Genomic DNA, 21,103 nt, shown 5'->3' with positions numbered 1-21,103 from the left:
CGACGGGCCCGTCGCTTCCCCGGAACGGGGGAACGGACCCGCCGGGCGGTGCCCCGTGCGCCTACGGCCTGGTGTCGTCGTAGGAGCTGGTGCCCTCGTCGAGCAGTGGTTCCTGCGCCTTGAGGTGGGCCGGGGCCATCGCGCGCAGGGCGTGGTAGCCGGTGATGACGACCAGCGTGCCGAGCGCGATGCCGCTCAGCGAGAAGTTGTCGGTGAACTGCATGCTGACGTTGCCGACACCGATGATGATGCCCGCCGCGGCCGGCACCAGGTTGAGCGGGTTGCGCAGATCGACCCCGGCGTGCAGCCAGATCTGGGCGCCGAGCAGGCCGATCATGCCGTACAGGATGACGGTGATGCCGCCGAGGACCCCGCCCGGGATCGCCGCCACCACCGCGCCGAACTTGGGGCAGACGCCGAAGAGCAGCGCGAAGCCGGCGGCGGCCCAGTAGGCGGCGGTGGAGTAGACGCGGGTCGCGGCCATGACGCCGATGTTCTCGGAGTACGTGGTGTTGGGCGGGCCGCCCAGGGCGGTGGAGAGCATCGAGGCGACGCCGTCGGCCGAGATCGCCGTGCCCAGTTTGTCGTCGAGCGGGGCGCCGGTCATCTGCGCGACGGCCTTGATGTGCCCGGTGTTCTCGGCGACCAGCGCGATGACGACGGGCAGCGCGACCAGGATCGCCGACCACTGGAAGGACGGGCCGTGGAAGGAGGGCAGGCCGATCCAGTCGGCCTTGCCGACACCGGAGAGGTCCAGCCGCCAGTGGTCGGTGACCTTGCCGCCGGGGCTCATCGAGTGGATCTTGCCGAAGACCAGGTCGAGGACCCAGGAGAGGGCGTATCCGAAGATCAGGCCCAGGAAGATCGCGATGCGAGACCAGAAACCACGCAGACAGACGACGGCCAGACCGGTGAACAGCATCGTCAGCAGCGCGGTCCACTGGTCCTGCGGCCAGTAGGTGGAGGCGGTGACGGGCGCGAGGTTGAAGCCGATCAGCATCACGACCGCGCCGGTGACGATCGGCGGCATCGTGGCGTGGATGATCCGGGCGCCGAAGCGCTGGACGGCCAGTCCGATCAGGAAGAGCACGGCGCCGACCACGAAGACCGCGCCGGTCACCGTGGCACTGGTGCCGCCCTGCGCCCGGATGACGGCGGCCACGCCGACGAAGGACAGCGAACAGCCCAGGTAGCTGGGCACCCGGCCGCGGGTCGCGAGCAGGAAGATCACCGTCGCGATGCCGGACATCATGATCGCGAGGTTGGGGTTCAGGCCCATCAGGACCGGGGCGACGAAGGACGCGCCGAACATCGCGACCACGTGCTGGGCGCCGAGTCCGACCGTGCGGGGCCAGGAGAGCCGTTCGTCGGGGCGCACCACCGCTCCGGGCGCGGGCGTGCGCCCGTCGCCGTGCAGTTTCCAGCGGACGCCGAGATCCATGGTGGGGCTTCGCTTTCCTCGTACGTGAAGTCGGTCCGCACCATTGTCACGGCTGCCCGTGCCCGGTCGCGGGGGGAGACCCCCGGGGAGGTTCCTGAGCGCTCGCTTAGGATGGTGGTGTACCCGAAGCTCAGGAGCCCCACCCGTGACCGCCGAAGCCGTGCCCGCCCCCGCCTCTGCCTCCGACCCCGCCTACGGCCGGCTGCTCCCCGTGAGCGTCCACTTCGACGACCTCGACGCGCTCGGGATGCTGCACAACGCCCGCTACCCGCTGCTGGTCGAGCGGGCCTGGACCGAGCTGTGGCAGGAGCACGGCGTCCGCTTCGACGGCGACTGGGCCGCCGCCGGGGACGCCTGCAACGTGGTCAGGGAACTGCGGATCGGCTACGAGGCCCCGGTCACCAGGACGGGCACCTACGCCGTCCACCTCTGGCTGGAACGGCTCGGCACCACCGGCCTCACCTACGGCTTCCGGTTCTGTTCGCGGGACGGCGCGGTGACCTACGCGCGGGGCACCCGGGTCCTGGTCCGGACGGACGCGGCCACCCTGCGCCCCGCGCCGTGGAGCGACCGCTTCAGGGCCGTGGGTCGGGAACTGCTGCGGCCTGCGGACTGACCTGTGCCCGGCCGCTCCGGTCCCCGGCGCGCAGTACGCCCGCGAACACCACCAGGCCCAGCGCCAGCGCCGTGACCAGGCAGAAGGACACCACCAGGCTGGTCGCCTGGGCCACCCCGCCGATCAGGCTGGGCGCGATCAGGCCCGAGGTGTAGGTGATCGTCGCCACACCCGCGATCGCCTGGCTGGGGTTCGGCCCCGCATGCCCGGCCGCCGCGAAGCACAGCGGTACGACGACCGCGATACCGAGGCCCATCAGCCCGAACCCGGTCATCGCCACCGCCGGGCTCCCGGCGACGACGACCAGCAGACCGCCGAGCGCGGCCAGCACGCCCCCGGCGCGCACGGTGCGCACCGCGCCGAAGCGGTTCACCACCGCGTCCCCGCTGATCCGGGCCACCGCCATGGCCAGCATGAACCCCGTGGTGGTGGCCGCCGCGAGCCCGGCCGAACCGCCCATCCGGTCCCGCAGGAACACCGCCGACCAGTCCAGGCTCGCGCCCTCCGCGAACACCGCGCAGAAGCCCACCGTGCCGATCAGCAGCGCCGAGCGGGGCGGCAGGGCGAACCGCGGCGGCGGTTCCTCGTCCTCGCCGGGCTGGATGTCCAGGACCCAGCCGGCGGCCGTGATGCCGAGCACGGTCAGGACGGCCGCCGACAGCGCGAAGTGCACCCGGGCGTCCGTGCCCAGGTGCGCGGCGAGGGTGCCCGCCGCCGAGCCGACCAGGGTGCCCGCGCTCCACATGCCGTGCAGCCCGGACATGATCGACCGGTCGATCAGCCGCTCGATCTCCACGCCGAGCGCGTTCATCACCACGTCCGCCATGCCCGCGCTCGCGCCGTACACGAACATCGCCAGGCACAGTGTCCAGAGGTTCGTCGCGAGGGCCGGCAGGACCAGGGACAGCGTCCACATCGCGATCAGCCCGCGCAGCGCCGCACGGCTGCCGAAACGGTGGCTGATCCGGCCCGCCAGCGGCATCGAGCACGAGGCGCCGAACGCGGTGAACGCGAGCGCGAAGCCGAGCTGGCCCGTGCCCAGCCCGGCATGGTCCTGGATCCAGGGCACCCGGGTCGCGAACGAGCCGGTGACCGCACCGTGCACGGTGAACACGGCCGCCACGGCGTACCGGGCGCGCTTCACCTCACGCTCCTCGTGGGTCACGTACTTCATTTTCCTGCCCCTCCCCGGGTCACTGCCGCCCCGCTGCACCGCCGTAAACTATCAGGGACCCTGCCTGATAGATAGATGGACATGTGGCCGTCCCGGCCCGCGCCGATCTGGGAGGATGCCCGCCATGCCCGCATCACCGAGCACCGCCCGGGCCATCAACGACCGGCTCGCCCTCAGCCTGCTCCAGCAGGAAGGCCCGCTGACGGCGGGGCAGTTGAAGCAGCTGACCGGACTGTCCCGGCCGACCGTCGCCGACCTCGTCGAGCGGCTCACCGTCTCCGGTCTGATCACCGTCGTCGGCGAGTCCGGCGAGCAGCGCCGGGGGCCGAACGCCCGGCTCTACGGCATCGTCGCCGACCAGGCCTGTCTCGCCGCCCTGGACGTGCGCACGGAGAGCGTCTCGGTACTGGTGTCCGACCTGGTGGGGAAGGTGCTGGCCGAGGGGTCGGTGCCGGTGCGCCCGGAGGCCGGGACGGCGGCCGCGGTCGAGCGGGCGGTGGGGCTGGTCGAGCGGGCGGCGAAGGAGGCCCAGGCCACCGGCGACGCCCGGTTGCACACCGTCGGGATCGGCGCGCCCGGTCTCGTCGACCCGGCCACCGGCGAACTGCGCAACTCGGCGGGCCTGCCGGTCTGGCACCGCAGGCTGGTCGCCGCCCTCCAGGAACGCTTCCCGCGGGCCCGGGTCAGCGTCGAGAACGAGACCAACCTGGCGGCCCTGGCCGAGCTGCGCGAGGGCGCCGCCCGGGACCGGGACACCTTCGTACTGCTCTGGCTGGGCCACAGCTGCGGCGCCGCCGTCGTCCTGGACGGCCGTCTGCGCCGGGGCGCCTCCGGCGGCGCGGGCGAGATCGGCTTCCTGCCGGTGCCGGGCACCGTCGCACTCCCCTCGGCGACGGACTGCTCCGGCGGTTACCACTCCCTGGTGGGCGCGGCGGCGATCGCCGAACTGGCGGCGGAACACGGGCTGGTGGGGGAGGTGGTGCGGCTCGTCGAAGAAGGCGCGCACGGAGCGCCCCCGAGGGGTGCGGGCAACCGCGCGACCGGCGAGTCACCCGCGGGCGGCGGACCGCGGGTCCCGGCCCGGTCCGCCCGTTTCCTCGACGCCTTCGCCGACCGCGTCGCCGTAGGCCTCGCCGCCGTCGTCGCGGTCCTGGACCCCGGCCTGGTGGTCCTCGGCGGCGAGATCGGCCTCGCCGGCGGCCCCGGGCTGGCCGCCCGCGTCGAGGAGCGGCTGCGCCGGATGTCCCCGCTCGCGACCGAGGTCCGGGCGAGCGTGCTCGGCGGCGCGGCCGTGCTGCGGGGCGCCCTGCTGACCGCGCGGGAACGCGCCCAGGACGAGCTGTTCGCACCCCCCGGCCGGGGGTGAGCGACCCGGCGGCGGGCAAGGGCCGCCGTCACCGCCACCGGGCCCGACGGCACCCTAAAAGGACTAGACCAGCAGGTCAATAGGTCCGGACCAAAGCCAAGGTCCCCGGCCTGGGCCCCGGTTGGGCACATGACGGACCGTCAGGGAAGTCCAGCGGCAGGGGTTGTGAGCCACCCCACATAATTCCCCTGTATCGACCCCCATCGGGCGTGGCACACTGGCGATGTACCAGAAGCAGCGCACTCCGGGGTCGGTGAAAGTCCGAACCGGCGGTTACAGTCCGCGACCCGTCCGCTTCCAGCGGCCGGTTGACCAGGTGAAATTCCTGGACCGACGGTTAAAGTCCGGATGGGAGGCAGTGCGCGGCGGGCGAGCATGTACCTGTGCGCGCTGCCGTATCTGGTCTCGTCCGTCACGGGCGGGACCTCGTCGGCGTCGCTCCCGGTGTGTTCGTCCGTAGAATCTGTCGCCCGTCGACAGCCCCGGAGTCCGTGCCCCGTTGAGGCAGGAGGACCCGGGAAGTGTTCACCGGAATCGTCGAAGAGCTGGGTGAGGTCACCGCCGTCGAGAATCTCGGCGACGCCTCTCGTTTCCGGCTCCGTGGCCCCGTGGTGACCGAGGGCGCACAGCACGGCGACTCCATCGCCGTGAACGGGGTCTGTCTGACCGTCGTGGAGCACGAGGGCGACGAGTTCACCGCCGACGTCATGGCGGAGACCCTCCAGCGCTCCTCCCTCGGCGCCCTGGGCGTCGGCTCCCGCGTCAACCTGGAGCGCCCCACCGCCGTCGGCTCCCGCCTCGGCGGCCACATCGTGCAGGGCCACGTCGACGGCACCGGCCAGGTCCTGGCCCGCACGCCCTCCGAGCACTGGGAGATCGTCAAGGTCTCCCTCCCCGGGAACCTCGCCCGCTACGTGGTCGAGAAGGGCTCCATCACCGTCGACGGCATCAGTCTCACGGTCGTGGAGGCGGGCGCGGACCACTTCACCGTCAGCCTCATCCCCACCACCCTCGCCCTGACCACGCTCGGCCTCAAGCAGCCCGGCGACCCGGTCAACCTCGAGGTCGACGTCGTCGCCAAGTACGTCGAGCGGCTGCTCGCGGCCGGTCAGGGGGCGGGCAGGTGAACTGGCTCAACTCCGAGGCCTTCGCCCTGTTCGGCCAGCACATCCTCTGGTCGGACATGACCGGCAACATCCTCGGCCTGATCGGCCTGGCCCTCGGCTGGCGCCGCAACCTGTGGAGCTGGCCCGTCCAGTTCGCCTCCGGCCTGATCCTCTTCGGCGCCTTCTTCGGCCACCTCACCGGCAGCGCCGGCAAGCAGGCCGTCGTCATGGCCGTCGCGCTGTACGGCTGGTGGCAGTGGAACCGCAACAGGGGCCGCGCCGAGGACGGCGGCGACGGCCACATCGCCCCGCGGTTCGCCACCTGGCGCGAGCGCGGCGCGATGGCCGCCGCCGCGGCCGTCGGCACGGTCGCCGTCGCCCTGTTCTTCGAGGCCTACCCGAACCTGTCCTGGGACCCCTGGCCCGACGCCTACATCTTCGTCGGCACCGTGGTCGCCATGTACGCCCAGGCCCGCGGCATGGTCGAGTTCTGGATCGCCTGGCTCCTCGTCGACCTGGTCGGCGTCCCGCTGAACTTCTCCAACGGCTACGCCTTCTCCGGCTTCGTCTACGTCATCTACGGCGCGCTCGTCCTGTGGGGCATGCGCGACTGGTGGCTGCGCTCCCGCCAGGGCACGCGGCCCGCTCTGGAAGGAGCACCCGCATGACCGCGGCAACCGCCCTCCACCTCACCGACGCCCTGGACGACCTCACCCTCGACCCCGTCGAGCGGGCCGTCGCCGACATCGCGGCCGGCCGCCCGATCGTGGTCGTCGACGACGAGGACCGCGAGAACGAGGGCGACCTCGTCATCGCGGCCGAGAAGGCCACCCCCGAGATCATCGCCTTCATGATGAGCGAGTGCCGCGGCCTGATCTGCGCCCCCATGGAGGGCGACGAACTCGACCGGCTCCGGCTGCCGCAGATGGTCGACGACAACACCGAGTCCATGAAGACCGCCTTCACCGTCTCCGTGGACGCCTCCGCCGCGCACGGCGTCACCACCGGCATCTCCGCCGCCGACCGCGCCACCACCCTCCGGCTGCTGGCCGGCGGCGAGGCGGGCCCGGCGGACTTCGTCCGCCCCGGCCACGTCTTCCCGCTCCGCGCCCGGCCCGGCGGGGTGCTGACCCGCAACGGCCACACCGAGGCCGCCGTCGACCTCGCCCGGCTCGCGGGCCTGCGCCCGGCCGGCGCCATCGTCGAGATCGCCGGCGAGGACGGCCGGATGCTCCGCCTGCCCGAACTGGTCCCCTTCGCCCGCAAGCACGGCCTGACGATCATCTCCATCGAGGACCTGATCGCCTACCGCCGGGCCGCCGAGCCCACCGTGCGCCGCGAGGCCGAGGTCAGCCTCCCCACCGGGCACGGCGCCTTCACGGCGTACGGCTACCGCGCCACCACCGACGGCGTCGAGCACGTCGCCCTCGTCCACGGCGAGATCGGCGACGGCGAGGACGTCCTGGTCCGCGTCCACTCCGAGTGCCTCACCGGGGACGTCTTCGGCTCCTCCCGCTGCGACTGCGGCCCCCAGCTCGACGCCGCCCTGGACCGCATCCAGGAGGAGGGCCGGGGAGTCGTCGTCTACCTGCGCGGACACGAGGGCCGCGGCATCGGGCTGCTGTCCAAGCTGCGCGCCTACGAACTCCAGGAGCGCGGCCGCGACACCCTCGACGCCAACCTCGAACTCGGCCTGCCCGCCGACGCCCGGGACTACGGCGCAGGCGCCCAGATCCTGGCCGACCTCGGCGTGCGCAGCGTCCGCCTCATGACCAACAACCCCGACAAGACGGACGCGCTGCTCAGCCACGGCCTCAAGGTCAGCGGCCGGGAGCCGATGCCCGTCCAGGCGGGCGAGCACAACCTCCGCTACCTGCGCACCAAGCGGGACCGGATGGGCCACGACCTGCCCTGGCTGGACACACCGGCCGTGGCCACCTGCGCAAACCAGTAGAGAAACAGCACTGAGGAGAGACGTGAGCGGCAAGGGTGCACCGGAACTGTCCGTACGCGATGTCAGCGACCTGCGGGTCGCCGTCATCGCGGCCCAGTGGCACGAGAAGGTGATGGACGGACTGGTGGACGGCGCCCTGCGCGCCCTGACCGACCTGGGGATCGACGAGCCGACCCTGCTCCGGGTCCCCGGCAGCTGGGAGCTCCCGGTCGCCGCCAAGGCCCTCGCAGGCCGCGGCTACGACGCGGTGGTCGCCCTCGGTGTCGTCATCCGCGGCGGCACCCCGCACTTCGACTACGTGTGCCAGGGCGTCACCCAGGGCCTCACCCAGGTCTCCGTCGAGACCGGTGTCCCCGTCGGTTTCGGCGTGCTCACCTGCGACGACGAGGAGCAGGCCCTGGACCGTGCGGGCCTCGCGGGCTCCCACGAGGACAAGGGCCACGAGGCGGTGACGGCGGCGGTGGCGACGGCGGCCACCCTCCGCTCAGTATCTGAACCCTGGCACTGAGCGAAGCCGCGTTTGGCGTAGTCTGGCGCTCACCATGTCCAACAAGACTTTCGAGGAGCTCTTCACCGAGCTCCAGCACAAGGCCGTCAACGGCGACCCCGCCACTTCCCGCACCGCCGAGCTGGTCGCCAAGGGCGTCCATGCCATCGGCAAGAAGGTCGTCGAAGAGGCCGCCGAGGTCTGGATGGCCGCCGAGTACGAGGGCAAGGAGGCAGCCGCCGAGGAGATCTCGCAGCTGCTCTACCACGTCCAGGTGATGATGGTCGCCCGCGGCATCTCGCTGGACGACGTCTACGCCCACCTGTAAACACCATCCGCCGCACCACCACCCGACCGAGCAAAGGAAGCCGACCTCATGCTGCGCATCGCCGTCCCCAACAAGGGTTCCCTCTCAGGCCCTGCGGCGGACATGCTGCATGAGGCCGGCTACCGGCAGCGGCGGGAGTCCAAGGAACTGCGCATCGTCGACCCGGTCAACGACGTCGAGTTCTTCTACCTCCGCCCCCGCGACATCGCGATCTACGTCTCCTCCGGCCGCCTCGACATCGGCATCACCGGACGCGACCTGCTCGTCGACTCCGGCGCCAACGCCGAGGAGATCCTGCCGCTCGGCTTCGCCCGCTCCACCTTCCGCTTCGCCGCCAGGCCCGGCGAGGCCGAGAACCTGGCGGACCTCAAGGGCAAGACCGTCGCCACCTCCTACGAGGGCATCGTCGCCCGGCACCTCGCCGACAGCGGCGTCGACGCCTCCGTCGTGCACCTCGACGGCGCCGTCGAGACCGCCATCGAACTGGGCGTCGCCGGGGTCATCGCCGACGTCGTCGAGACCGGCACCAGCCTGCGCAACGCCGGCCTGGAGGTCTTCGGCGAGCCCATCATGAAGTCCGAGGCGATCGTCGTGCGCCGCACCGGCGCCGACACCGAGGAGCCCAAGGTCCAGCAGTTCCTGCGCCGCCTCCAGGGCGTCCTGGTCGCCCGGACCTACGTGATGATGGACTACGACTGCCGCGTCGAGCAGCTGGAGAAGGCCGTCGCCCTCACCCCCGGCCTGGAGTCGCCCACCGTCTCCCCGCTGCACAACGAGGGCTGGGTCGCCGTGCGCGCCATGGTCCCCACCAAGGACGCCCAGCGCATCATGGACGACCTCTACGACCTCGGCGCCCGCGCCATCCTGACCACGGCCATCCACGCCTGCCGCCTCTGAGGTCCCGCGAGAGATGTCCGAGCTCCCCGCCCTGCCCGTCACCTTCCGGCCGGGCCACACCCGCGTGATCCTGCTCACCGCCGGCGTCGCCATCTTCGCCACCATCTCCGGGGTCGCGCTGCTCCTCGAACAGCTCGGCCCGGGGGAGCAGCTCAGCTTCGTCGTGACCGGCGCGCTGATCTTCTGGGTGCTGGCCCAGCTGGCCCGGGTGAAGGTGGTCGCCGACGAGTCCGGCGTCACCGTCGTGAACATCGCCAGCAAGCGGCGCCTGGAGTGGGCGGAGATCCTCCAGGTGAACCTCCGCCCGGGTGACCCGTGGGTGTTCCTGAACCTCAGCGACGGCACCAGCCTGCCCGCGCTCGGCATCCAGCCGGGCATCGCGAAGCAGCGCGCCATCGCCGACGCCAAGGCCCTGCGCGCCCTCGCCGAGGCCCACGCCCTCCACGACCCCGACAGGCATCAGGGCTGAAATCACGCAACTTCGGGGCCGTCTCCGGGCCGTCGGCCCTGCCGCATCGGCCCATGTCTTGATTAATCTGTTGGCGGAGGCATTCCACGTCCCGCCTCCACCCCTGTCGCGCGCCCCGCGCACAGGGGTTCCTGCTACCCGAGGAGTGACCCCCTCCGGCGATGGACGGATCGTCCTGTAGTACCTGCGCCGCCCCCTCCCGACATACCGCGGACCGCCTGGTCGAAGTCCGCGAGGCTTCGGAGGCGGCGGCATCATGACCACCCCCCTGCTGCTCCTGGCGGCCGCGCTCGTGCTCATCCTGGCCAACGGCTTCTTCGTGGCCGCCGAGTTCGGCCTGGTGACCGTGGAGCGACCGGAGGCCGAGAAGGCCGCCGCCGAGGGCGACAAGCGCGCCCGTACGGTCGTCGAATCCCTCAAGGAGCTGTCCTTCCAGCTCTCCGGCACCCAGCTCGGCATCACCATCACCTCGCTCGTCGTCGGCATGCTCGCCGAACCGGCACTGGCCGATCTGCTGCGCGGCCCGCTCACCGCGACCGGCCTCCCCGAGGGCGCGGTCTCCGGTGTCGCCGTCGTCGTCGGCATGCTGCTCGCCTCGGCGATCCAGATGGTGATCGGCGAGCTCGTGCCCAAGAACTGGGCCGTCTCCAAGCCCCTCCAGGTCGCGCGCTTCGTCGCCGGCCCGCAGGCCCGCTTCTCCCGCCTGTTCCGCCCGGTCATCGCCGCGCTGAACACCGTCGCCAACCGGCTCGTCCGGGCCCTCGGCGTCGAACCCGCCGAGGAGCTGGCCTCCGCCCGCACCCCCGGCGAACTCGTCTCGCTGGCCCGGCACTCCGCCCAGGCCGGCGCGCTGGAGCAGGACACGGCCGACCTGTTCGTGCGCACCCTGTCCCTGGGCGAGCTGACCGCACAGCACGTGATGACCCCACGGGTGAAGGTCAGCGCGCTCCAGGACTCGGCGACCGCCGAGGACGTCGTCAACCTCACTCGGGCCACCGGCCTGTCCCGCTTCCCGGTCTACCGGGAGAAGATCGACGAGATCGTCGGCATGGCCCACCTCAAGGACGCCCTCGCGGTGCCGGCGCACGACCGGCTGCACACCCCCGTCGGCCGCATCGCCCGCCAGGCCCTCCTCGTCCCCGAGACCCTCCCGGTCCAGCCCCTGCTGGCCAGGCTGCGCTCCGAGCAGCCCATCGCCGTCGTCGTCGACGAGTACGGCGGCACGGCGGGCGTGGTCACCCTGGAGGACATCGTCGAGGAACTCGTCGGCGAGGTCCGCGACGAGCACGACAGCCCGGACGCGCCGGAACTCGCGGCCGCTCCGGCACAGGACGGCAAGCCCGCCTGGGACGTCGACGGCAGTGTCCGCGTCGACATCCTCCAGCGGATAGGCCTCGACGTGCCCGAGGGCCCGTACGAGACCGTCGCCGGCCTGGTCGCCGACCTGCTCGGCCGCATCCCGGCGCCGGGCGACCGCGCGGAACTGCCCGGCTGGCGGCTCTCGGTCCGCCGGGTCGGCCACTACCGCGCCGAGCGCGTCCGCCTCGTCCGCACCGCCCCGGCCGTGACGGAGGCCGTCCGATGAGCCTCCTCCAACTGGTCTTCGCGGGGCTCCTGGTGCTCGCCAACGGCTTCTTCGTGGGCGCGGAGTTCGCCCTCGTCTCGGTCCGCCGCAGCCAGATCGAACCGCTGGGCACGGCCCGGGCCCGCCAGGTCCTGCACGGCCTGGAACGCCTTCCGCAGATGATGGCCGCGGCCCAGTTCGGCATCACCGTGTGCTCCCTCACCCTGGGCGCGGTGGCCGAACCGACGGTGGCGCACCTGCTGGAACCGCTGTTCGAGGCGGTGCACCTGCCCGAGGGCATGATCCACCCCCTGGGCTATGTCATCGCGCTGGCCGCCGTGGTCTTCTTCCACCTGGTCATCGGCGAGATGGTGCCGAAGAACCTGGCGATGGCGGCGCCGGAGAAGGCGGCGCTGTGGCTGAGCCCCGGCCTGGTCGCCTTCGCCCGCGTGTGCCGGCCGATCACGGTCGCCCTCGGCGCCTGCGCCCAGGGCATCCTGAAGCTCTTCCGGGTGGAGCCGAAGGACGAGGTCGAGGCGGTCGTCACCAGCGAGCAGCTCAACCGCCTGCTGGAGGACTCCGGCCAGGCCGGTCTCCTCGGCCCCGAGGAGCAGGAGCGCCTGGAGGACGCGCTGGAACTGGGCTCCCGCCCGGTGACGGACGTCCTGCTGCGCCGCGAGTCGCTGATCACGGTCCCGCCGTCGGTCACGCCCGGCCAGATCGTCGAACTCACGGCCCGTACCGGCTACTCCCGCTTCCCGGTCGCCACCGAGTCGGGCGCCTTCATGGGGTACGTCCACGTGAAGGACGTGCTCGATCTGGAGGACTCCGACCGGGCGGTCCCGCAGCAGGTGTGGCGCCCGATGACCACCCTGCGCGCGGAGCTTCCGCTGGACGACGCGCTGACGGTGATGCGCCGGGCCGCCACCCACCTGGCCCAGGTGGCCGACGGGAAGGGCAAGGTGCTCGGCCTGGCCGCGCTGGAGGACGTACTGGAGCTGCTGGTCGGCGAGGTCACGGACCCGGCGCACCGGGAGAGGCCGACGTCGCCGAGGACTCCGGAGCCGCGCTCCAGCGGGGAGCCGGAGGAAGTGACCGTGGGCTGAGGCCGTGGGGGAGCTGCCGGCCGGCGGAGGCCGGCCGCGCAGTTCCCCGCGCTCCCTCCGGGGTTCGCCCGCCCCCGCCTACATCGCCGACGGGTCCTGCGGGCCCCGGCCCGAGAGCACCTCTCCGTACGCCTGCATCAGATCCGGCAGCCGCAGCGTCGCCAGGTCGTTCCTCGACAGCGCCCCGGGGTACGAGGACAGCCGCAGATCCCGGTACGCGCAGCTCTTCTCGTACAGCGTCCGCAGGAACCGTCCGTTGCCCAGCTCGTCGATCCACCCCTGGTCGACCACGTGCCCGGCGATGGACCGCAGCTCCTCCAGCGCCTCCTCGTCCCACACGTCACCGTTCTCGGCGGCCAGCACCTCGCCGATCGAGGTCAGTTCGAGGGGGCGGTAGGAGGGGAAGTCCACGCGGGTCGTGAAGCGCGAGGACAGGCCAGGGTTGGCGGCCAGCAGTCGGTCCATGCCCTCCGGGTAGCCGGCCAGGATCACCACCAGATGGTCCCGGTTGTCCTCGGCCCGCTTGAGCAGCACCTGAAGCGCCTCGTCGCCGTACGCGTCGCCCTTGCCGTAGCCGGTGTTGGAGAGCGAGTAGGCCTCGTCGACGAAGAGCACCCCGCCGATCGCGGAGTCGATCAGCTCGTTCGCCTTCACGGCGGTCTGGCCGAGGTACTCGCCGACGAGATCGGCCCGCTGCGCCTCCACCAGGTGGTCGCCGCCGAGCAGCCCCAGGGCGTAGAACACCCGGCCGAGGATGCGGGCGACCGTGGTCTTCCCGGTGCCGGACGGCCCGGAGAAGACGAAGTGGCGCTTGGGCGGCTGCACCGGCAGCCCCTGCCCGGCCCGCAGCCGGGCCATGTTCAACTGCGCGGACAACGCCTTGACCTGCCGCTTCACCGGCTCCAGGCCGACCATGCGCTCCAGTTCGGCGAGTGCCTCCTCCAGTAACGCGGGATCGGTCGGCCCGGCCGGCAGCGGGGGCGAGGGCACGACCTTCTCGCGCACCGCCGGATCGATCACCGAGGGCATCGCCCCGGCCGGCGGCTCCGGATCGCCGAACCGCAGGTCACGGCCCTCCGTACCGTAGAGAGGGTCGAGCATGTCGGGTCCGTCGACGACGTCCTGCCCGGCACCGGTGAGCGTGATCGCCGCGAGGTCGGCCGCGTCGTCGTACCCGTCGCCCTCGGCGATCGCGGCGAGCCGTGCGGAGGTGTCCATGAAGGCGGGGTCGACCCGGTGCACGGCCCGGTACAGGGGGAGCGCCGCGGCGCTGCGGCCGGTGCCCTCGTGCGCCCGCGCCAGCCAGTAGCGCAGCTCCTTGCGCTGCGGCTGCTCGCTGCGGCAGCGCATCAGCGCGGCGGCGAGCAGCGGTTCCCCCTGGCCGTACATCTCCAGGCGGACCCGGGCCATCCCGCCGAACAGGCCCGCCTCGATGCCGAGCACGGCGTCGTCGATCAGCGGGTCGGTGTGCCGCACCAGCTGCTCCCAGTCCTTGACCAGGTAGGACCGGCAGGCGTGCAGGAAGCGGACCTGCGGGTCGGCGTCCACGGGCGGCAGCCCGGCGAGCGCCCGGTCCAGCTCCGGGACGTGCCGGCCGTCCAGCCAGTGCGAGGCGTGGGCGAGCAGCAGATCGCGCGGGCTCTCCAGCACCGGCTGCACCCACCAGCCGAGCCAGTACCAGGAGTTGAGCGAGCGCCGGTGCCGGGCGCGCTGTTCGCCGAAGCGGTCCCGGTGCCGGAACATCCGCAGCAGCGCCGTCGTCGTGTCCACGCGCAGCGCGTGCAGCCCGAGCCAGCCGTCGGCCATCCCGGGATCCATCCGCACCGCGGTGCGGAACTCCTCCTCCGCCTGCGGATAGGCGCCCATCGTGTAGGCGTCCACGCCTCGCAGCCAGGCGAGGTCGGCCGGGGCCTCGAAGCCCTGCGTGCCGAAATCCATCACGTCCCCCACAAACCGTGCCCCCGTGGTTGGCCCCCGGGCTCCCCCCGATGGCCGCCGTTGGTCGAACCGCTGTGCCGCGGACCGGAGTTGCAGGTGCGCGAAGCAGCCGTTCGAAGGTCGCACCGAGGGCATCGTACCTGCGCTTCCACCACCCTTCGAAGGGTGCCGCACAGGCCGTTTGGCGAGGTGGGAGCAGACGGGGCGCACACCGGCCGGTGACCGTGGGTGAGCGGGGGAGCGTACGCGCCGCACACAAAAGGGGTAAAGGGCAGAACGAAGCCCCCGATCACGGGGGAACAACCGGGGGCTTCGCGTCTGCGGGGCGGCTCGAACGGCCGCACATTCAGAACGTAGGACCTGTACGGCCCCCGGGTCAAGCCGAGTTGAGGTACTCGGGCAACTTGTCCGGAGCCGCTCTTCACGAGTTCAGCACACTGCCGACGGTCCCTCACGGTGGGTGACCGTCTGGTCCGGTCCAGTGGCCGTCACGGGCCCCTTGTGCACCTCGTACCCCATTTGTGACTGCGTCACCAGGAGGTCGGCGAACGGTCTCGACGGGTCCTCGGAGAAATGTTCGCGTTCGGCTCTTACCCATTCGTCCCAGAAGTCCCGTTGTCCCGCGCCGTCCCGCAGCCGGCCGCGGGCCCAGGACTCCTCGCGCGGCATCTCCATCCACAGCAGCCGCGCCAGGAACGGGCGCAGGGCCCGGCGGCCGGCGCCGACGCCCTCGACGAGGACCACGGGGGCGGGCGGCAGCGGGCGGGGCGGGCCGAAGGCGCGGGTGCGCCAGTCGTAGGGCGCGTAGTGCGCGGTCCGGCCGCGGCCGAGCGGCTCGATCACCTGGTCCATCAGGCGGCCGGTCCAGCCGAAGAGCTCCTCGTGGCTGGCGATGTCGTCGAGGTGGAGCACGGGCGCCCCGCCCAGCGCGGCGGCCAGCCGTCCGGCGAACGTGCTCTTCCCGGAGCCGGCGTGTCCGTCGACCCCGACGAGACGGACCGGGCCGCAGGAGGGCGGCAGACCGCGCAGCCCGGCGGCGAGTTCGTGAATGGCTGTTCCCGGGGTGTGCTCGAATGCGACGAGGTGGGCGTGTTCTCCCCGGACATCCTAGTTCCCGGCCCGGACGTCCCGGTTCCCGCCCGGTGCCGCGGGGCTCCCGGCGGACCCGCCGGCGGCCCGGCCGCCGGGCCGGGGTCCTTTCAGCGGACGAGGCCGATATTGCCGGGCGTGGCATGGGCGGAAGTGCTGGCAGGGGCATGGCCCCTGATCCATAGTTGGCGCACAGCCTCGCACCGGACCAGCTCCGACTCGTACCCCTGGGGGTTCCCCGCCGATGAGCAGAGCCGAACAGCCGTCCCGCAGAACCGTTCTGGCCGCCGCCGCCTCCGTCGCGGCCGCAGCCGTCGCCGGGGGAGTGGTCCCCGCGGCGCCCGCGGCCGCGGCGCCGGAGAGCGCCGCCGAGGAGACCGGCCGGGCGGAGGCCCGCCCGGTCGACTACCGCTCCTGGACCACGTACAGCGACTGGCGGACCGGCACCGTCAAGGGGGCCGGTGCCGTCGCCGGTGACCGCCCCGGTGTGGTGATCGGCACCCCGGCCGGCACCACCTCCTACACCGACCCCCGCACCGGCACCACCGCCAAGTGGGAGTACGCGACCTGGACCGGCCCGGTGCACCGGCCCGCCGTCCCCGCCACCGAACTCGTCGCCTCCTGGAACGCGGACACCCCGGCCGGCACCTGGATCCAGGTCGAACTGCTCGGCACCTACTCCGACGGCACCGACACCCCCTGGTACGTGATGGGCCGCTGGGCGGCCGGCGACCAGGACATCAGGCGGACCTCGGTGGACGGCCAGGCGGACGGCAGGAGCAGCATCTGGACGGACACCTTCGCCGTCGACGACGCCTCCACCGGCCTGCGCCTCGCCTCGTACCGGCTGCGGCTGACCCTCTACCGCAAGCCCGGCACCAAGCTCACCCCCACCGTCTGGCGGCTCGGCGCCATGGGCTCGGACGTCCCGGACCGCTTCACCGTGCCCGCCTCCACCCCGGGCCTGGCGCAGGAGCTGAAGGTCCCGCGCTACTCCCAGGAGATCCACAAGGGCCAGTACCCCGAGTACGACAACGGCGGCGAGGCCTGGTGCAGCCCCACCTCCTCGCAGATGATCATCGAGTACTGGGGCGGCCGGCTCACCCCCGCGCAGCTGGCCTGGGTCGACCCGACGTACGCCGACCCCCAGGTCTGCCACGCGGCCCGGTACACCTACGACAACCAGTACGCGGGCTGCGGCAACTGGCCGTTCAACGCCGCCTACGCGGCCACCTACAAGGACCTGCAGGGCGTGGTGACGCGGCTGTCCTCGCTCACCGACCTGGAGACCCTGATCGCGGCCGGCATCCCGGCCATAACGTCACAGTCGTTCCTGGCCTCGGAGCTGACCGGCGCCGGATACGGCACCTCCGGACACCTGATGACCGTCATCGGCTTCACCGCGGACGGCGACGTGATCGCCAACGACCCGTTCTCGGCGAGCGACGACGCGGTCCGGCGGGTGTACCTGCGGCGGGAGTTCGAGAACATCTGGCTGCGCACCAAGCGGTACAACGCCAGCGGCAAGGTCGTCTCCGGCACCGGCGGGGTCTGCTACCTGTACTTCCCGGCGGGTCCGACGCCGGGCCAGACCAAGGCGCTCGCGGCGGTCGGCATCCGCTGACCGGGCACGACGGCGGCCCCGGGGCGCTCCCGGGGCCGCCGTCCTGTGACCAAGCTCTCCGCCGCAAAAGCCGCAATCGATGGCATGGTGGACGTCATGACCGCACACTCCGCCACCGCCGCCCGCGCCCGCACCGGCGGCCCCCGGGAAGACGGCCCGAAGGTCCTGGAGCACGTCATGGGCTGGACCCTTGTCGTGGTCGTCGCCATGCTGGTCACCCAACTCGGGCTGCTGTGACCTGACCCACGACCCGAGCTGACATACTGCGGATGTCCCGCAGCCCGTTGAGACCAGGGTCCGATTTGAATAGTAGTCAACAAGGTGCCGCTGCCCGTCCCCGGGCGCGCGGCACCGAGCGCTCCGTGGCCCGTCGTGCCGAACTCATCGCCATCGGGCGGAAGTTGTTCGCCGACACCTCGTACGACGCGCTCTCCATGGACGACATCGCCAGGCAGGCGCATGTCGCCAAAGGGCTGATCTACTACTACTTCCAGTCGAAGCGCGGCTACTACCTGGCGATCATCCAGGACTCCGTCGCCGACCTGGTCACCTTCGCGGCGAGCGGTCTGGAGCTGCCCCAGGTCGACCGGGTCCACCGCACCATCGACAGCTATCTGCGCTACGCCGAGCACCACCAGGCCGCCTACCGCACCATCGTCAGCGGCGGCGTCGGCTTCGACACCGAGGTGCACGCCATCCGGGACGGGGTGCGCGAGGCGATCGTCGCGACCATCGCCGAGGGCGCCTACGGCCGTACCGACATCGCCCCGCTCGCCAGGATGGGGCTGCTCTCCTGGCTGTGCAGCGTCGAGGGCGCGACCCTCGACTGGATCGACCGCCCCGGGCTCTCCCGCGACGTCATGCGCGAACTGCTGGTCAAGACGCTCGGCGGCACGATGCGTGCCATCGAGGAACTCGACCCCTCCTATCCGGCCCCGGCCCCGGCCCGCCGCGACACCTGACGCGCGAGGGGCGGCGGTCTGGTGGCACCCCGCCCCAGGCCCCCCGCCGGGGCTGTCCGACGGCCCTGGTCGGCATGGGCGCGGTAAAGCGTTGGTCATGCGCCCTGAAAGGGCTGGGCCGGTCGGGTCAACGGATCGGGCCGATTCCGCGCTGCCGGAATGTTGTCCTGGAATTAGCGAAGTAAGCGGTCGTTAACTGGTGACGGAAGGTCCCTGATCGGGCATACTCACTGCGCAGCCGCAGGTCAGCCGCTTCCGAGACCCGGAGTCGCCCACCTCGGCCGCACTCGAACGAAGGCGGAGCCGCCCCCACCCGACGGGCCGCGACCGCCGGTGCCCGACAGGGAGGAGACCGACGCCATGTCCGACCGCGCCCCGCAGCCGGTGGAGCGTCAACTGCCCACGGACGAGGCGAGGGAGCTGCTCTCGCTCGTCCGGGACATCGCCCAGCGCGAGATCGCGCCGAAAGCGGCCGAGGAGGAGGACGCCGGGCACTTCCCGCGCGAGGTCTTCAGGCTGCTGTCCGCGTCAGGCCTGCTCGGCCTGCCCTACGACGCCGAGTACGGCGGTGGCGACCAGCCCTACGAGGTCTACCTCCAGGTCCTGGAGGAACTGGCCGCGGCCCGCCTCACCGTCGGCCTCGGCGTCAGCGTGCACACCCTCGCCAGCTACGCGCTCGCCGCCTACGGCACCAAGGAACAGCAGGTCGAGTACCTGCCCGCGATGCTCGGCGGCGGTCTGCTCGGCGCCTACTGCCTCTCCGAGCCGTCCTCCGGCTCCGACGCGGCCTCGCTCCGCACGAAGGCCGTCCGCGACGGCGACGACTGGGTGATCGACGGCACCAAGGCGTGGATCACCCACGGCGGCATCGCCGACTTCTACACGGTCATGGCCCGCACCGGCGCCCAGGGCTCGCACGGCATCACCGCCTTCCTGGTCCCGGGCGACGCGGCCGGACTGAGCGGCGCGGTGCCCGAGAAGAAGATGGGGATGAAGGGCTCGCCCACCGCGCAGGTCCACTTCGACGGCGTGCGGGTCCCCGACGGGCGGCGCCTCGGCGAGGAGGGCCAGGGCTTCGCCATCGCCCTGTCCGCGCTGGACTCCGGCCGGCTCGGCATCGCCGCCTGCGCGGTCGGCCTCGCCCAGGCGGCCCTGGACGAGGCCGTCGCCTACGCCGCCGGGCGCCGGCAGTTCGGGCACCCCGTCTCCGACTTCCAGGGCCTGCGCTTCATGATCGCCGACATGGCCACCCAGATCGAGGCCGGCCGTGCCCTGTACCTGGCGGCGGCCCGGCTGCGGGACGCCGGGCGGCCGTTCGCCAAGCAGGCCGCCATGGCCAAGCTGCACTGCACCGACACCGCGATGAAGGTGACCACCGACGCCGTCCAGATCCTCGGCGGCTACGGCTACACCGCCGACTTCCCGGCCGAGCGCTACATGCGCGAGGCCAAGGTCCTGCAGATCGTCGAGGGCACCAACCAGATCCAGCGCATGGTCATCGCCCGTCATGTGGCGGGGCCTGAAAGCCGCTGAACTGCCCCCGGGAGACCGTCGGCGCCGCCAGCCTGACCCACTCCGGGTCGTGGCGGCCCGGCAGGGTGCGGCCCCGGTCGGCCCAGGCCCGCATCAGGTCGCGGTAGATGGGCGGATCGTGCGGCACGGGCGGCGGAACCGGTTCCGCGGGCAGGGGGACGAAGATCCGGCGCTGACGGCCGAGGGTCGTGTACGTGGTCGTCATGCCTGGCCAACGCGAGCGCGGCCGCCCTGGTCACCGATCGCCGCAATCGCGCGTGAGTTCGTGGACGTCCGGTCCGGGATCTGGCCTCTCCCCGCCATCTGACGTACCGTCACCCGGACCGTCTCCAGCCTCCGGGGAGGCCTGCCGTGGCCGACGACCGTCCCGTACCGCTCGACGAGTACCCCGTGCACCAGGTCCCGCTCTCCATGCGGCACGTCGCCACCGGGGACCGCAACGCCTACGACCGCTGCATCTTCCACGTCCTCGACCACGGCGGACGCGCGCTGCTCATCCTCGGCCTCGGCGTCTACCCGAACGCCGGTGTGATCGACGCGTACGCCACCCTGCGCACCGGGGACACCCTGCACGCGGTCCGGGCCTCGGACGCCCTGGGCGAGGACCGGATGCGGCTCGCGGTCGGCCCGCTGCGCATCGAGGTCCAGGAACCCCTCCGCCGCTTCCGCCTGACCTGCGACGACTCGGTCTCCTACGACCTGACCTGGACCGCCTGCTTCCCCGCCCTGTGGGAGCCGCACCACCTCCAGCGCCGGGGCGACCGGCTCACCCTGGAGGGCCGCAGGTTCGTGCAGGCCGGCGGGGTGTCCGGGGTGATCCGGGCCGGCGGCGAGGAGTTCCGCGTCGACCCCGCCGGCTGGACCGGCACCCGGGACCGCAGCTGGGGTGTGCGGCCGATCCCGGGGGAGGAGGGCGGACGGCTCGCCGAGGCGCACCCGACGGAGGGCTTCCACTGGATCTGGTCCCCGGTCCGCTTCGAGGACCGCTTCCTGATGGTCGTCGTCCAGGAGGACGCCGACGGCCACCGCACCCTGAACGACGCCACCCTGGTCCGCCCCGGCCGGCGCGACCGCCAGCTCGGCTGGCCGCGGACCGAGATCAGCTACCGCTCCGGCACCCGCCACCCCGACCGCGCCGTCGTCCACCTGGGCGACCCGCGCGAACCCCAGGAGCTGGAGGTGGAGATCCTCGCCTCCTCGCCCCTCGCGGTCGGCGCCGGCTATCCGCCCGCGGACGACTGGCAGCACGGCACCTGGCAGGGCCGGGGCTGGGTGGACCGCCGTACCTACGACATGAGCGAGCCGCACCCCCGGGCGGCCTACGGAGTCACCGACCACGCGGCCCGGTTCCGGCTCGGCGGGCAGGTCGGGCACGGCGTCTTCGAGCACGGCTCGTTCGGCAGGCACGATCCGAGCGGCTTCACCGGCTTCGGCTCGGTGGCGCCCTGA

At 72.3% G+C, this 21,103-nt stretch carries 21 protein-coding genes and 1 riboswitch; of the genes, 16 read left to right on the top strand and 5 right to left on the bottom strand.

The window, feature by feature from the left end; all coding sequences use genetic code 11:
- Positions 1 to 61: 61 nt before the first annotated feature.
- Positions 62 to 1,441 carry a uracil-xanthine permease family protein gene (locus ACZ619_RS31815; protein ID WP_469606266.1) on the bottom strand — a complete coding sequence of 460 codons (1,380 nt, stop codon included), beginning with the start codon at positions 1,439 to 1,441 and terminating at the stop codon, positions 62 to 64.
- A gap of 145 nt (positions 1,442 to 1,586) precedes the next feature.
- On the opposite strand from ACZ619_RS31815, the gene ACZ619_RS31810 reads away from it, so the two are divergent.
- Positions 1,587 to 2,057 carry an acyl-CoA thioesterase gene (locus tag ACZ619_RS31810; RefSeq protein WP_469606263.1) on the top strand — a complete coding sequence of 157 codons (471 nt, stop codon included), beginning with the start codon at positions 1,587 to 1,589 and terminating at the stop codon, positions 2,055 to 2,057.
- On the opposite strand, the gene ACZ619_RS31805 is transcribed toward ACZ619_RS31810, so the two are convergent.
- The gene (locus ACZ619_RS31805) at positions 2,017 to 3,231 is read right to left on the bottom strand and encodes an MFS transporter (RefSeq protein ID WP_469606260.1); all 1,215 of its coding nucleotides are present in this window, start codon (positions 3,229 to 3,231) and stop codon (positions 2,017 to 2,019) included. The genes ACZ619_RS31810 and ACZ619_RS31805 overlap by 41 nt on opposite strands.
- A gap of 124 nt (positions 3,232 to 3,355) precedes the next feature.
- On the opposite strand from ACZ619_RS31805, the gene ACZ619_RS31800 reads away from it, so the two are divergent.
- From ACZ619_RS31800 to ACZ619_RS31755, 10 genes are all read left to right on the top strand, one after another.
- The gene (locus tag ACZ619_RS31800) at positions 3,356 to 4,597 is read left to right on the top strand and encodes an ROK family transcriptional regulator (protein WP_469606258.1); all 1,242 of its coding nucleotides are present in this window, start codon (positions 3,356 to 3,358) and stop codon (positions 4,595 to 4,597) included.
- Between the two features lie 235 nt (positions 4,598 to 4,832).
- Positions 4,833 to 4,963, top strand: a riboswitch (FMN riboswitch).
- 155 nt (positions 4,964 to 5,118) lie between these two features.
- Positions 5,119 to 5,724: a riboflavin synthase gene (locus ACZ619_RS31795; RefSeq protein ID WP_469606256.1), complete on the top strand. Its 606-nt coding sequence runs from the start codon at positions 5,119 to 5,121 to the stop codon at positions 5,722 to 5,724.
- Positions 5,721 to 6,371, top strand: a complete 651-nt coding sequence (locus ACZ619_RS31790; RefSeq protein WP_469606254.1) for a nicotinamide mononucleotide transporter family protein — start codon at positions 5,721 to 5,723, stop codon at positions 6,369 to 6,371. The genes ACZ619_RS31795 and ACZ619_RS31790 overlap by 4 nt, the downstream gene beginning before the upstream one ends.
- Positions 6,368 to 7,657: a bifunctional 3,4-dihydroxy-2-butanone-4-phosphate synthase/GTP cyclohydrolase II gene (locus ACZ619_RS31785; RefSeq protein ID WP_469606251.1), complete on the top strand. Its 1,290-nt coding sequence runs from the start codon at positions 6,368 to 6,370 to the stop codon at positions 7,655 to 7,657. The genes ACZ619_RS31790 and ACZ619_RS31785 overlap by 4 nt, the downstream gene beginning before the upstream one ends.
- A gap of 22 nt (positions 7,658 to 7,679) precedes the next feature.
- Positions 7,680 to 8,165 (top strand): 6,7-dimethyl-8-ribityllumazine synthase, encoded by a 486-nt coding sequence (ribH, locus tag ACZ619_RS31780; protein ID WP_469606248.1) that lies wholly within the window; start codon positions 7,680 to 7,682, stop codon positions 8,163 to 8,165.
- A 34-nt stretch (positions 8,166 to 8,199) separates the two neighbouring features.
- Positions 8,200 to 8,472, top strand: coding sequence for a phosphoribosyl-ATP diphosphatase (locus ACZ619_RS31775; RefSeq protein ID WP_469606245.1), 273 nt, complete (start codon positions 8,200 to 8,202; stop codon positions 8,470 to 8,472).
- A gap of 48 nt (positions 8,473 to 8,520) precedes the next feature.
- Positions 8,521 to 9,369, top strand: a complete 849-nt coding sequence (gene hisG / locus ACZ619_RS31770) for an ATP phosphoribosyltransferase (RefSeq protein ID WP_469606243.1) — start codon at positions 8,521 to 8,523, stop codon at positions 9,367 to 9,369.
- Between the two features lie 13 nt (positions 9,370 to 9,382).
- Complete coding sequence (locus ACZ619_RS31765) at positions 9,383 to 9,838, top strand: PH domain-containing protein (RefSeq protein ID WP_469606241.1); 456 nt, start codon at positions 9,383 to 9,385, stop codon at positions 9,836 to 9,838.
- A 256-nt stretch (positions 9,839 to 10,094) separates the two neighbouring features.
- Positions 10,095 to 11,423, top strand: coding sequence for a hemolysin family protein (locus ACZ619_RS31760; RefSeq protein WP_469606239.1), 1,329 nt, complete (start codon positions 10,095 to 10,097; stop codon positions 11,421 to 11,423).
- Positions 11,420 to 12,508, top strand: coding sequence for a hemolysin family protein (locus ACZ619_RS31755; protein ID WP_469606237.1), 1,089 nt, complete (start codon positions 11,420 to 11,422; stop codon positions 12,506 to 12,508). Before ACZ619_RS31760 ends, ACZ619_RS31755 begins: the two co-directional genes overlap by 4 nt.
- A 78-nt stretch (positions 12,509 to 12,586) precedes the next feature.
- On the opposite strand, the gene ACZ619_RS31750 is transcribed toward ACZ619_RS31755, so the two are convergent.
- Positions 12,587 to 14,446, bottom strand: coding sequence for an AAA family ATPase (locus tag ACZ619_RS31750; RefSeq protein ID WP_469606234.1), 1,860 nt, complete (start codon positions 14,444 to 14,446; stop codon positions 12,587 to 12,589).
- 429 nt (positions 14,447 to 14,875) lie between these two features.
- A complete protein-coding gene (locus ACZ619_RS31745; RefSeq protein WP_469606401.1) occupies positions 14,876 to 15,496 on the bottom strand; it encodes a uridine kinase family protein in 621 nt (206 codons plus the stop codon).
- 283 nt (positions 15,497 to 15,779) lie between these two features.
- Between ACZ619_RS31745 and ACZ619_RS31740 the strand changes: the two genes are divergently transcribed.
- The 4 genes from ACZ619_RS31740 to ACZ619_RS31725 all read left to right on the top strand — a co-directional run bounded on the left by ACZ619_RS31740 (position 15,780) and on the right by ACZ619_RS31725 (position 19,654).
- The gene (locus ACZ619_RS31740; protein ID WP_469606231.1) at positions 15,780 to 17,159 is read left to right on the top strand and encodes a peptidase C39 family protein; all 1,380 of its coding nucleotides are present in this window, start codon (positions 15,780 to 15,782) and stop codon (positions 17,157 to 17,159) included.
- A gap of 96 nt (positions 17,160 to 17,255) precedes the next feature.
- Positions 17,256 to 17,396 (top strand): SCO1431 family membrane protein, encoded by a 141-nt coding sequence (locus tag ACZ619_RS31735; RefSeq protein WP_469606229.1) that lies wholly within the window; start codon positions 17,256 to 17,258, stop codon positions 17,394 to 17,396.
- Positions 17,397 to 17,461: 65 nt separating this feature from the next.
- A complete protein-coding gene (locus tag ACZ619_RS31730; protein ID WP_469606227.1) occupies positions 17,462 to 18,121 on the top strand; it encodes a TetR/AcrR family transcriptional regulator in 660 nt (219 codons plus the stop codon).
- Positions 18,122 to 18,481: 360 nt separating this feature from the next.
- On the top strand, positions 18,482 to 19,654 hold the full coding sequence (locus ACZ619_RS31725) for an acyl-CoA dehydrogenase family protein (protein ID WP_469606225.1): 1,173 nt from the start codon (positions 18,482 to 18,484) through the stop codon (positions 19,652 to 19,654).
- On the opposite strand, the gene ACZ619_RS31720 is transcribed toward ACZ619_RS31725, so the two are convergent.
- The gene (locus ACZ619_RS31720; RefSeq protein WP_469606223.1) at positions 19,617 to 19,859 is read right to left on the bottom strand and encodes a hypothetical protein; all 243 of its coding nucleotides are present in this window, start codon (positions 19,857 to 19,859) and stop codon (positions 19,617 to 19,619) included. The two genes, ACZ619_RS31725 and ACZ619_RS31720, sit on opposite strands and share 38 nt — an antisense overlap.
- 146 nt (positions 19,860 to 20,005) lie before the next feature.
- Between ACZ619_RS31720 and ACZ619_RS31715 the strand changes: the two genes are divergently transcribed.
- Complete coding sequence (locus ACZ619_RS31715; protein ID WP_469606221.1) at positions 20,006 to 21,103, top strand: Rv3169 family protein; 1,098 nt, start codon at positions 20,006 to 20,008, stop codon at positions 21,101 to 21,103.

This window comes from Streptomyces sp. NPDC104367, assembly GCF_055583825.1.
Note: the sequence above shows the minus strand (reverse complement) of the source record. Positions and strands in the feature narration are given on the sequence as shown.